The sequence below is a fragment of the uncultured Maribacter sp. genome, assembly GCF_947500985.1.
In the GTDB taxonomy this organism is placed as follows: domain Bacteria; phylum Bacteroidota; class Bacteroidia; order Flavobacteriales; family Flavobacteriaceae; genus Maribacter.
Window position 1 is genome coordinate 117,038 of sequence record NZ_CANMTX010000001.1, and the last position, 12,466, is coordinate 129,503.

At 33.1% G+C, this 12,466-nt stretch carries 12 protein-coding genes; 7 read left to right on the top strand and 5 right to left on the bottom strand.

Annotated elements, in window-relative coordinates; all coding sequences use genetic code 11:
- Positions 1–53 precede the first annotated feature (53 nt).
- Positions 54–632 (bottom strand): sigma-70 family RNA polymerase sigma factor, encoded by a 579-nt coding sequence (locus Q0871_RS00470; protein ID WP_299316954.1) that lies wholly within the window; start codon positions 630–632, stop codon positions 54–56.
- A gap of 202 nt (positions 633–834) precedes the next feature.
- Here Q0871_RS00470 and ychF point away from each other — a divergent pair, with 202 nt between their 5' ends.
- Positions 835–1,929, top strand: a complete 1,095-nt coding sequence (gene ychF / locus Q0871_RS00475; RefSeq protein ID WP_299316956.1) for a redox-regulated ATPase YchF — start codon at positions 835–837, stop codon at positions 1,927–1,929.
- Here the strand turns inward: ychF and Q0871_RS00480 are convergent.
- Positions 1,926–2,219 carry a chaperone modulator CbpM gene (locus tag Q0871_RS00480; protein WP_299316958.1) on the bottom strand — a complete coding sequence of 98 codons (294 nt, stop codon included), beginning with the start codon at positions 2,217–2,219 and terminating at the stop codon, positions 1,926–1,928. The two genes, ychF and Q0871_RS00480, sit on opposite strands and share 4 nt — an antisense overlap.
- 1 nt (position 2,220) lies before the next feature.
- On the bottom strand, positions 2,221–3,126 hold the full coding sequence (locus Q0871_RS00485) for a DnaJ C-terminal domain-containing protein (RefSeq protein WP_299316960.1): 906 nt from the start codon (positions 3,124–3,126) through the stop codon (positions 2,221–2,223).
- Between the two features lie 237 nt (positions 3,127–3,363).
- Between Q0871_RS00485 and Q0871_RS00490 the strand changes: the two genes are divergently transcribed.
- The 4 genes from Q0871_RS00490 to Q0871_RS00505 all read left to right on the top strand — a co-directional run bounded on the left by Q0871_RS00490 (position 3,364) and on the right by Q0871_RS00505 (position 9,417).
- A complete protein-coding gene (locus Q0871_RS00490) occupies positions 3,364–5,229 on the top strand; it encodes a DNA topoisomerase IV subunit B (RefSeq protein WP_299316963.1) in 1,866 nt (621 codons plus the stop codon).
- A gap of 25 nt (positions 5,230–5,254) precedes the next feature.
- The gene (locus tag Q0871_RS00495) at positions 5,255–7,915 is read left to right on the top strand and encodes a DNA gyrase/topoisomerase IV subunit A (RefSeq protein ID WP_299316966.1); all 2,661 of its coding nucleotides are present in this window, start codon (positions 5,255–5,257) and stop codon (positions 7,913–7,915) included.
- 8 nt (positions 7,916–7,923) lie between these two features.
- Positions 7,924–8,352 carry a large-conductance mechanosensitive channel protein MscL gene (gene mscL, locus Q0871_RS00500; RefSeq protein ID WP_299316969.1) on the top strand — a complete coding sequence of 143 codons (429 nt, stop codon included), beginning with the start codon at positions 7,924–7,926 and terminating at the stop codon, positions 8,350–8,352.
- A 108-nt stretch (positions 8,353–8,460) separates the two neighbouring features.
- Positions 8,461–9,417 carry a sterol desaturase family protein gene (locus tag Q0871_RS00505; RefSeq protein ID WP_299316972.1) on the top strand — a complete coding sequence of 319 codons (957 nt, stop codon included), beginning with the start codon at positions 8,461–8,463 and terminating at the stop codon, positions 9,415–9,417.
- A gap of 233 nt (positions 9,418–9,650) precedes the next feature.
- On the opposite strand, the gene Q0871_RS00510 is transcribed toward Q0871_RS00505, so the two are convergent.
- Both Q0871_RS00510 and Q0871_RS00515 read right to left on the bottom strand, forming a co-directional pair.
- A complete protein-coding gene (locus tag Q0871_RS00510; RefSeq protein WP_299316974.1) occupies positions 9,651–10,028 on the bottom strand; it encodes a hypothetical protein in 378 nt (125 codons plus the stop codon).
- A 72-nt stretch (positions 10,029–10,100) separates the two neighbouring features.
- Entirely contained in the window at positions 10,101–10,466 is a 366-nt protein-coding gene (locus tag Q0871_RS00515; protein WP_299316976.1) for a helix-turn-helix transcriptional regulator, read from the bottom strand.
- A gap of 258 nt (positions 10,467–10,724) precedes the next feature.
- Between Q0871_RS00515 and Q0871_RS00520 the strand changes: the two genes are divergently transcribed.
- Positions 10,725–11,828: a M14 metallopeptidase family protein gene (locus tag Q0871_RS00520; RefSeq protein WP_299316979.1), complete on the top strand. Its 1,104-nt coding sequence runs from the start codon at positions 10,725–10,727 to the stop codon at positions 11,826–11,828.
- A 116-nt stretch (positions 11,829–11,944) separates the two neighbouring features.
- Positions 11,945–12,424 (top strand): winged helix-turn-helix transcriptional regulator, encoded by a 480-nt coding sequence (locus tag Q0871_RS00525; RefSeq protein ID WP_027066901.1) that lies wholly within the window; start codon positions 11,945–11,947, stop codon positions 12,422–12,424.
- The last annotated feature ends 42 nt before the right edge of the window (positions 12,425–12,466 follow it).

Genomic DNA, 12,466 nt, shown 5'->3' on the forward strand with positions numbered 1-12,466 from the left:
TAAGGTGTTCCATTAGTAAGAGGCTTGACTCTTAAAAATATACCCTACTTTTTTTAATTTTTTTTCAAAATAGATTTAATCTTTTGATTTTCAGATGCTATGCGAAGTTTTGTCAAGGCTTTTTGTAGTGTATTTAAAACGCTTTGGTAATTCATATCCATTACTTCGGCGATATCTGAACTATTCATTCCGCTGTAATACTTTAAATAGATAACCTCTTTTTGTCTTGGTGAAAGTTGATTAATAAGGCTTGCTAGGGTAGAGGTGCAAAGAAATTGAATTTCTTGTTTGATTGATATTTCTTCAGACGAAAAAGTAAAATTGGTTTTAAATAGCTGTGCCTCTGAAATAGGAATATTGTTTTGATTCTTTTGTAACTTCTTTATTAGTCTTCTTTTAAAGGAAACAAATAAGTAGGCTTTTAAACTATTTATGTGCCCTAATTTTTCTCTACTTTCAAATAACTGTATAAAGAAATTTTGAAGACAGTCTTCTGTAAGTTCTTGATTATTACTCAATTTTAAACCATAGACATGTAATTGCGGATAATACTTTTTAAAAAGCAAGCTAAACCCGTTGGATTCGCCCTTTTTAAAAAAATACCATATAGTTTCATCTGAATGAAGTTCCATAAATTCTTACAAGTTCTTCTGCCAAAGTAAGAATTATTTCTTAAAATATGTTAAAAAACAACAATTAAACTGTCGTCAAGCTAAAAAGTTTGATTTTAATGTAAAATTATTGTATCAATTTTACATTATAGTTATTGATGAAAAATTGAATGAAAAATCTGTAACTAAAAACTATATTTGCACCCTTGAAATATTCTTAATTATGAAAGCAGGTATCGTAGGATTGCCAAACGTAGGTAAATCAACACTTTTTAATTGTTTGTCTAACGCTAAAGCGCAAAGTGCAAATTTTCCTTTTTGTACAATTGAACCTAATATAGGTGTTGTAAACGTGCCAGATGCACGATTAGAAAAACTAGAAGAGTTGGTAGTTCCAGAAAGGGTATTGCCTGCCACTGTAGAAATCGTTGATATTGCTGGTTTGGTAAAAGGTGCTAGTAAAGGTGAAGGATTAGGGAATCAGTTTTTGGGTAATATTCGTGAAACTGATGCTATATTACATGTATTGCGTTGTTTTGATAATGACAATATAGTACATGTTGATGGTAGCGTAGATCCTATTAGAGATAAAGAAACAATAGATATGGAGCTTCAATTAAAAGATTTGGAGACTGTAGATAAGAAATTAGAAAAAGTAAAAAGAGCAGCTAGAACTGGTAACAAAGAGGCACAAAAAGAAGAAGCTGTTTTACTAGCTGTAAAAACCGGATTAGAATCAGGTACTTCTGTTAGAGCAATTAAAATCGATGATGAATCTAGACTTGAGTTTGTTAAACCGCTTCAATTTATTACAGATAAACCGGTAATGTATGTTTGTAACGTTGACGAGGATGCAGCCGTGTCTGGTAATGCATATGTTGATAAAGTAAAAGAAATGGTAGCTACTGAAAACGCAGAAGTTATTTTTTTAGCGGTAGGTACCGAAGCTGATATTACGGAGTTAGAGACTTATGAGGAGCGTCAAATGTTTTTAGAAGATTTGGGCTTAGAAGAGCCTGGTTCTGCTAAACTTATTCGCGGAGCTTATAAATTATTAGATTTGGAGACCTACTTTACTGCAGGTGTTAAAGAGGTTCGTGCTTGGACAATTCCTGTTGGCGCAACTGCACCACAAGCTGCCGGTGTTATACATACAGATTTTGAAAAAGGTTTCATTAGGGCAGAAGTTATTGCTTATGATGACTACGTGGCTTTTGGTAGCGAATCAAAAGTGAAAGAAGCCGGTAAAATGAGGGTAGAAGGTAAAGAGTACATAGTTAAAGATGGTGATGTAATGCATTTCCGTTTTAACGTTTAATGTTCATATATAGTCAACCGATCGCGTAGTAGTTTTAATTCTTGCTCCAATCGGTTGACTTTTTTTATCATATGGTTTAAGGTGTCTATACCTTCCATATTTATACCAAGGTCTTCTCGTAACCTATATACGCGTTCTATCTCAACAAGGTATTGCGGTTCAACATATGTTTTATTTTCAATTTGCTGTACCTCGATCATTTCGAACTCTAAAAGATCATTTATAAATTCTATTGGAGTTTGTGTACGTTCACAAAACACCTCTATTTGAATGTAATTTTCTGAATTCATATTATCGTAATTCTGAAAGTTGTTTGAATAATTCTTTTTCTTTTTCTGAAAGCTTGGTAGGCATGGTTACTTTATAAGTGATGTATAAATCGCCATGAGCACCTTTTTTCTTATAAACCGGCATACCTTTTCCTTTTAACTTCACCTTGGTGTCGTTTTGAGTTTCTGGTTTTACCTTTAGCTTTACTTTTCCTGTTAAGGTTTCTACTTCTATTGAGCTACCTAAAATAGCATCATATAAAGAGATAGATTCATTTTTATATAAATCGTTCTTTACCCTTTGAAAGTTAGTGTTGTTATTAATTTCAAATGTTAAGTAGAGGTCTCCTTTTGGTCCGCCATTTACCCCTTCGCCGCCATAGCCAGAAATTTTTATGGTTTGCCCATCTTCAACTCCTGCAGGTATAGTTATTCTAATTTTCTTAGCACCTAAGTCAAGCGTTTGTTTTTGATCTTCAAGAACATCAAGCATATTTAATTTAAGGGTCGCATTTAAATCTTGACCTTTAAACTGTGTAGACCTTTGTCGTCCTCCGCCACTAAAACCTCCGCCAGCTCCACCAAACATCGATTCAAAGAAGTCTGAAAAATCTTTATTTGATCCGCCAGCACTAGAATAACTTCTTCTATTACCGCCTGACGAACTACGTTGATTTCTTTTTGCTTCTTCAAAAGCATCGGCATGTTGCCAATCTTTACCGTATTGGTCATATTTCTTTCTTTTTTCAGAATCGCTTAAAACTTCGTTAGCCTCATTTACACGTTGAAATTTTTCTTGTGCGGTTTTATCATTCGGATTTAGGTCCGGATGAAGTTTGCGCGCCAATTTTCGATATGCCTTTTTAATATCGGCTTGTGAAGCTTTCTTGTCAATTTCAAGAATTTTGTAGTAATCAATAAAATCCATAGCTGTTCAAAATCTAAAATAAAGATATAAAAAGGATAAAATTGTTATCATGATACATGTCATAATTTAAAGAGTTTTTTTATTATTTGTCGGTAGTTAAATTTGGTTATATTTAATGAATACGCTCAAGGCTATCAACAAACTGACTTAATTTATTGTTAATTACTTTAACAGATAGGTGTTTTATCTTTTACTGAGTGGTGCTATCTTTAACGCAACTTTCTTAAACTTTTTTAAATGTCCCAAGACACTACTCAATATACTGAAGATAATATACGCTCGCTCGATTGGAAAGAACACATCCGATTACGACCTGGTATGTATATCGGTAAATTGGGAGATGGCTCGTCTGCAGATGATGGTATTTATATTCTCTTAAAAGAGGTTATAGATAACTGTATAGATGAATTTGTGATGGGTGCCGGTAAAACCATTGAAATATCTATTAAAGATAAAGTGGTCAAGGTTAGAGATTACGGTCGTGGTATTCCATTAGGTAAAGTAGTCGATGTGGTTTCTAAAATGAATACAGGTGGTAAGTATGATAGTCGTGCTTTTAAGAAATCTGTAGGATTGAACGGTGTTGGTACTAAAGCTGTAAATGCATTATCCAGTTTTTTTGAAGTGCAGTCTTCTAGAGACAACCAATTAAAAACGGCTCAATTTAGTTCTGGTAATTTAGAGAATGAAATTGGCCCTGAAGAAACGGGTAAAAGAAAAGGTACTAAGGTTACTTTTATACCTGATGAATTAATTTTTAAAAATTATAAATATAGAAATGAGTATGTAGAACGCATGCTTAAAAACTATGTGTATCTAAACCCAGGTCTAACCATAATTTTTAATGGTGAGAAATTTTACTCTGAAAACGGATTAAAAGATTTGCTTGAGGATAATAATAATATGGATGATATGCTTTATCCTGTTATACATTTAAAAGGAGAAGATATTGAAGTGGCAATTACACATAGTAAAACTCAATATAGTGAAGAATATCATTCTTTTGTAAACGGTCAGCATACAACACATGGCGGTACGCACCAAGCTGCATTTAGAGAAGCGATTGTGAAAACCATACGTGACTTTTATGGCAAGACCTACGACGCTTCTGATATTAGAAAATCTATTATTTCCGCAATTGCTATAAAAGTAATGGAGCCGATTTTTGAAAGTCAAACAAAAACGAAATTAGGTTCTACTGAAATGGGAGGTACTCTCCCAACAGTACGTAGCTATATTAATGATTTTATTGGTAAATATTTAGATAACTATCTTCATAAGAATACCGATACTGCAGATAAGCTTCAACGTAAAATTATGATGGCCGAGAAAGAGCGTAAAGAGCTTTCGGGTATTCGAAAGTTGGCACGCGATCGAGCAAAGAAGGCTAGTCTTCATAATAAAAAACTTAGAGATTGTAGAGTTCACTTAGGTGATATCAAGCATGATCGAAGATTAGAAAGTTCGCTATTTATTACCGAGGGTGATTCGGCATCTGGTTCTATTACTAAATCAAGAGATGTAAACACACAGGCGGTTTTCAGTCTTAAAGGAAAGCCATTGAATTCTTATGGTATGTCTAAAAAGATTGTTTATGAGAATGAGGAATTCAACCTATTGCAAGCTGCACTGAATATAGAGGAGTCTATTGAAGATTTACGCTACAATAACATAATAATAGCGACTGATGCCGATGTTGATGGTATGCATATTCGATTATTGTTAATTACGTTTTTCTTGCAATTCTTTCCTGAGTTGATAAAAGAAAATCACCTTTATATTCTACAGACTCCTTTGTTTAGGGTTCGTAATAAAAAGGAAACGATTTACTGTTATAGTGATGAAGAGCGACAACATGCGCTGAATAAATTAACTGGAAAACCAGAAATAACTCGATTTAAAGGTTTAGGAGAGATTTCGCCAGATGAGTTTAGGCACTTTATTGGCGAAGATATTAGGCTAGAACCAATTATGCTTGATAAGGCAATGTCTATTGAAGAGCTGTTGAGTTTTTACATGGGAAAAAATACGCCAGATAGACAAAAATTTATAATTGAAAACCTTAAAGTAGAGGTTGATTTAATAAAAGATAAAGTAGTATAAACTAAATTAATACGATTGCTTCTGAATGGAGGAAAATGACGATTTGAACGAGGAAATAAACGAAAGCCTTTCCGAAGAAAACAGTACTAATATTGACTCATCTGAAGCATTGACCAGGGTGTCTGGTATGTATAAAGATTGGTTTTTAGATTACGCATCTTACGTAATCTTAGAACGAGCGGTACCTGCTATTGAAGACGGATTCAAACCTGTGCAACGACGTATCATGCATTCTTTAAAGGAGCTTGATGATGGTCGTTATAACAAAGTAGCTAACGTAGTTGGTCATACCATGCAGTATCACCCTCATGGTGATGCTAGTATTGCAGATGCCATGGTGCAAATTGGTCAGAAAGACCTGTTAATAGATACTCAAGGTAACTGGGGTAACATTCTTACTGGCGATAGGGCTGCTGCGTCAAGGTATATTGAAGCCAGACTTTCTAAGTTTGCTTTAGAAGTTATATTTAGCCCCAAAATTACCGAGTGGCAAATGTCATATGATGGCAGAAAGAAAGAGCCGGTAAATTTTCCTGTAAAATTTCCTTTATTATTAGCTCAAGGTGCAGAGGGTATTGCTGTTGGTTTATCTACCAAAGTATTGGCTCATAACTTTATTGAGCTTATTGATGCTTCTATTAAGCATTTAAAGGGACAACGATTTAAGATTTATCCCGATTTTCCGACCGCAGGTATTATAGATGTTACGAATTATAATGACGGACTCAGAGGTGGTAAAATTAGGGTTCGTGCAAAAATATCTCAGTTAGATAAGAATACACTAGTAATCAATGAAATACCTTATGGTACTAATACTGGTAGTTTAATAGAGTCTATCTTAAAAGCTAATGAAAAAGGCAAGATAAAAATTAAAAAAATTGAAGACAATACCGCTGCAGATGTTGAGATTTTAGTACATCTTCCACCTGGTATTTCTCCAGATAGAACCATCGATGCTTTGTATGCTTTTACAGCCTGTGAATCTTCTATTTCTCCGCTTGGGTGTATTATTGAAGATAACAAACCATTGTTTATTGGGGTTACAGAAATGCTTAGAAGGTCTACCGATTCTACGGTAGAATTATTGAAGCAAGAACTCGAAATTCAACTTAAGGAGTTAGAAGAGCAATGGCACTTTGCTTCGCTAGAAAGAATTTTTATTGAAAATCGTATTTACCGAGATATTGAAGAAGAGGAAACTTGGGAAGGTGTAATTGCTGCAATCGATAAAGGTTTAGCGCCATTTACAAAACATCTCAAACGAGCAGTTACCGAAGAAGATATTACCAGACTTACCGAGATACGTATAAAGAGAATTTCAAAGTTCGATTTAGATAAAGCTCAGCAGCATTTAGAGAGCTTGCAAGAGCGTATTGCGGAAGTAAAGCATCATTTGGCTAATCTTATTGAATTTGCAATTAATTACTTCAAGAACCTTAAAGCAACCTACGGTAAAGATAGAGGTCGTCTAACCGAAATTCGTGTATTTGATGATATTGAAGCTACTAAAGTTGCTATCAGGAATACGAAGCTATATGTAAATAGAGATGAAGGCTTTGTTGGTACATCATTAAAGAAAGATGAATATGTTACTGATTGTAGTGATATTGATGATATTATCATGATTACAAATGAAGGTAAAATGATGGTATCAAAAGTTGATTCTAAAATCTTTGTGGGCAAGGGTATTATTCATGTCGCGGTATTCAAGAAAAAAGATAAACGCACGACCTATAACCTTGTTTATAAGGACGGCAAAGGCGGTGCTACATACATTAAGCGTTTTAATGTTACCAGCATGACCAGAGATAGAGAGTACGATTTAACCACTGGTAAGGCTGGTTCACAGGTGTTATATTTCTCTGCTAATCCAAACGGAGAGGCTGAAGTAATAACAGTTTTACTTCGTCAGGTGGGTAGTGTTAAGAAATTGAAATGGGATATTGATTTTTCAGATGTCCTGATTAAAGGAAGAGCTTCGAAAGGAAATATTGTTACTAAATATTCTGTTAAGCGAATCGAATTAAAGGAAAAAGGAGTGTCTACACTGAAGCCAAGAAAAATTTGGTTCGATAATGTTGTGCGTAGATTGAATGTTGACGGTAGAGGAGAATTGCTAGGGGAGTTTAAGGGCGATGACTTGTTATTAGTTATTAATCAGAAAGGAATTGCAAAAACCTTTTTACCTGTATTGACTTCTCATTTCGATGATGATATGATTGTGTTAGAGAAATGGATACCAGAGAAACCGATTTCTGCTATTTATTGGGAAGGTGAAAAAGAACGTTTTTATATCAAAAGATTTTTGATTGAAAGTGAAAATAAAGAAGAATTGTTTATTTCAGAGCATCCAAAATCATATTTAGAGCTTGTATCTACGGACTGGAAACCAATGGTAGAAATTGAATTTCCTAAGCCTAGAGGTAAAGAAGCGAAGGATAATGAATCTGTTGATGTTGAAGATTTTATATCGATTAAAGGTATTAAAGCTTTAGGTAATCAGTTTATTACAGAGAAGGTTAAAAACATAAATCTTCTTGATCCATTGCCACATGAGCCAATGGTTCCAGAAGAAGTTGAGAATATTGAAGTTGTAGATGAAGAATCTGTAGCATCTGGTGATGATGCTGAGAATTCTAAAAATGAAGATGATGAATCTGCAGATGAACCAACATTATTTGATTAGTCGGAATTATGAAAAAATTTTTCGAAGAGTTTAAGAATTTTGCCATTAAAGGCAATATGATAGACTTAGCTGTCGGTATTATTATAGGGACCGCATTTAACAAAGTTGTAAGTACTATTGTATCCGCTATAATTATGCCTCCACTTTCTTTATTGACAGATGATGTTAATCTTTCAAATAAAAAATGGATTCTTAGGGAAGTTTCTGATTCGGTAGAGGAGGTAGCTATTGGTTATGGTGAACTAATAGAGTCTCTAATAGATTTTGGAATCATAGCCCTGACCATTTTTGTTATGGTAAAATTTATAAATAGGTTTAAAGAGAAATCTGAAGATCCATCAAACAAAGAAGTAGAAACTCCAAAAAACATAGCCTTGCTATCTAGTATGGAGCAACTGTTGCAAGAGCAAAATGCCATACTTAAAAGTAAAAAGTAATTAAACTGTTTAATTATTGAGAAGTCTTATCGTGAGATAGAATGTTAAGATTAGACAAATTCAAAGAATAATTGCTTTTATAACTACCTTTACAAAAAATTTTAATTAATGGATTTCACTAACCCCCTGGTGTATGGCGCACCAGCCTTTATTGCCTTTATTTTATTAGAATTGACCTACAGCAAAACTCATGGAGATGATGATCTTTATGATTGGAAAGATTTTGCAGCTAGTAGTGTTATGGGAATTGGGTCTGCCATTATCGGTCCTTTATTAAAAGTAATTTTATTAGTTGTTCTTTTTGAGTATGCTTATGAGCTATTCAATCCATTGGTTGATGGTGTAAGAACAAATATCATGGGGTATAAGTCGTTTGGCTATGCTTGGTATGTTTGGTTACTTTGTCAATTAGCAGATGATTTTACTTATTATTGGTTTCACAGAGCAAATCATGAAATTCGTATTCTATGGGCGGCACATATAGTGCATCACTCTTCTGATAATTTTAATCTTGGTACTGCAATTCGTAATGGTTGGTTCACTTTGTTGTACAAGCCTTTTTTCTATGTTTGGATGCCTATAATCGGTTTTCCGGTAGAGATGGTAGTTGTATGTTTAGCGATTGAGTCTTTCTGGCAATTTCAATTGCACTCTCAGTATGTTCCAAAAATGGGATTCATTGAGAAAATATTCAATACGCATACAATGCACCAAGTTCATCACGCTCAGAATGTGGAGTATTTAGATAAGAATCATGGGGGATTTTTAAATTTCTTTGATAAGATTTTTGGTACTTGGAAAGAGTATGATGAAAATATCGATGTTAAATTTGGTGTAATTCATGCTCCAAATTCTAACAACCCTATAGTTATTCTTACGCATGAGTTTAAAGATATTTGGGCAGATACTAAGAAATCAAAAAAACTAAGCCATAAGTTAATGTACATATTCGGCCCTCCAGGATGGAGTCATGACGGTAGTACGATGACCGTAAAGCAACAACAGCGATTGTCTGAGCAACAGAAACAAACAAACCCTGGTGTTTCCTTCGACAGACCTAATTAAGGTCTTAAAAGAGCTTAATTAGATTTATAAATCATTTAAGTCTAATAGAATTAACAAAAAATCCCTAATTAAGCATTTGCTTAATTAGGGATTTTTTTGCTTTAAAAGACGCAAGTAGTACGCTGGCTGTATAGAGATGAAGATTATATTTTCAATACCTAAAGTAATTTCAAAATAGGTTATGGCTAATATAGTGATATGGTCATTTGGATTAAAGGAGATTTAGAAAGTGATTATTTAGTTTTTATTGCTGTTCCTGTTTTTACAATTAGTTTTTTATTCGGATCCTTTACGGCGCTTTTGTATTGAAAGGTGTATGAGGAGTCGGTTGTGCTAATAATTTTATATTGAATTGCTGTTTTGCTATGAATGTCTTGTAAAACGAATTCGCAATCATTGAACCAACGTACTGTAGCACTATCTATTTTATTCTCATAATGGTCTACACTATAATCTTCGGTTCTCGTGAATTTACCTTCTTTTATAGTGTCGCCAACTTCATAGGTGAACTTAAAAGATCCTGTTTTGTACTTTTCGCAATTACGTTCAGGTTGGTAACATGAGCAAAGAACTAAGCCTAGAGCAGCTGTTAAAATCAAATTTTTCTTCATACTGCAAAATAAAGGAATTAGGAACGAAGTGGTTAGAAAAAGGCAATAATAGTTCGTGATTATAAGTAGATTTTAAAACTCAGAGTATGTTTTAAATGTACCGTCAGTATAGAACATTATTATTCGTTCTAAACTTTTTTCGTTCTTCTTGCTTGTAACTTTTGCTAAAGCTTCTTTGTTGTCTTTTGGTTCTGGAGTAGGGTTGGTTTCAGTTTTAGGAAAAGTTCCTGTTCCATATAATAGCCATTGCAAATCTACTTCAGCAAAGGCTTGGTCCACTTTAATGATAAATTCTAAACTTGGTTTGTTTCTTCCGTTCAGTAAGTGAGAAATACTAGATCGTTGCACTTGTATAACATCTGCAAACGCAGCAGATGATAGTTCATTGTGCGCTAAAATGGTCTTTAATCTTGATAGAAAAGAAGTAGTGTCTAGCATGTTTACAAAGTTAATGTATTCTTTAATTTAGAATGTTAAGCGTTTGATGATATCATATTAAAAATGAAAAATATGTAAAGTTTGTGTTTATATTAAATTTAATAACTTACTGAATTACAACACATTGTAATTGTAATTAGATAATAAGTTAAAATTGTAAATTATATTAAAATCATAATGAGCATATCGAAATGTACTATGTTTACAATTGTAAACATAGGCTGTAGTATTTTTGTGTGGTATTAAAGCATCAGTAGAATGAAAGATTTGGATTATAATAAAATAATGGTACCCACTATTTCTGGCAGGTATATTAACTATGATCATTTAAATGAGTTTTTGAAAACACTGTCGCCTACTTTTAAAATTGAAGTAGTTGGAAAATCGGTAAGAAATGAATCTATAAAATGTATTACGTTTGGTAGCGGTCCAAATAAAATTTTAATGTGGTCTCAAATGCATGGTAACGAATCAACAACTACTAAAGCAGTTGTTGATTTATTGAGCTACTTAAAACAAGATATTGTTGATGTCTCAGAAATTTCTAAATCTTGTACTCTAAAAATTATTCCTATATTAAGTCCTGATGGAGCTCGAAACTATACAAGGGTCAATGCTAATAAAATTGACCTTAATAGAGATGCACAAGATTTGTCTCAGCCAGAGAGTCGTGTTCTTAAAACAGTTTATGAGGAATTTAAACCTAACTATTGTTTAAATCTTCATGACCAGCGAACTATATTTAATGTAGGTGAAACGAGTAAACCTGCAACCGTTTCTTTTTTGGCACCTGCTTTTGATAAAGACAGAAACATTTCGCCATCTCGTAAATTAAGTATGCAGCTTATTGCGGCAATGAATAACAAATTGCAAAAAGAAATTCCTGGGCAAGTAGGTAGGTACGATGATGGTTTTAATGCGAATTGCGTTGGTGATGCTTTTCAAATGAGAGAAACGCCTACAATATTGTTCGAAGCAGGTCACTATGCAGAAGATTATGATAGAGATAAAACTAGGGTGTTTATATTTAAGGCTTTATTACAAGGTATTAAGGTGATATCAAAGAATCTTGTCTCAGATTACACATTAGAACAGTATTTGTCTATTCCTGAAAATGGTAAACAGTTTGTAGATATCTTAGTTGTAAATGATAATTATATTAAAAATCAGCTTACCAAAAGTGAACTTGTACAAATACAGTATATAGAGGTATTAAATAACGGTAAAGTAGAGTTTGTGCCAGAATTATATCATTTAGAAAAGCAACCCTCAGAGATTTTCGGACATAAAACATTGAACTGCAATGATGAGAATGATATTTTATGGCTCAAAGAAAATGATTTATTGAAGCTGCTTTCGTGATATTTATTGTTTTATTTCTTCGAAAATGTAATAATATTTACGTTTTCATTAAAAAAAATGAAGTTTCAATGAGTTTAATGTGATTATTTTTTATTTTTGGCAAAAATTTTACAACTATGGGCAAAGTCAAATTAGACGAAATAGACCACCAAATTCTAGATATGTTGATTGACAACACTAGAACTCCTTTTACTGATATTGCAAAAAAACTTCTTATATCTGCCGGTACGGTACACGTAAGAGTTAAGAAAATGGAAGAAGCGGGAATCATAAAAGGTTCATCACTTACTTTAGATTATGTGAAACTTGGTTATGCCTTTATAGCATATGTAGGTATTTTTCTTGAAAAAACACACCAAACTAAATTCGTGCTTGAGCGTTTAAATCAAATACCAAACGTTACCATTGCACATATAACAACAGGTAAATTCAATATTTTCTGTAAAATTAGAGCAAAGGATACTACGCATGCCAAAAATATTATCTTTAAAATAGATGATATCGATGGTATTAGTAGAACAGAAACGATGATTTCATTAGAAGAAAGTTTTAATGATAAAAAACGTTTGATGCATACTATTTTTAATGAGTTATAAATAATAGGTTATTCAACTAACTTAAATAAAGCCCGGTTATCT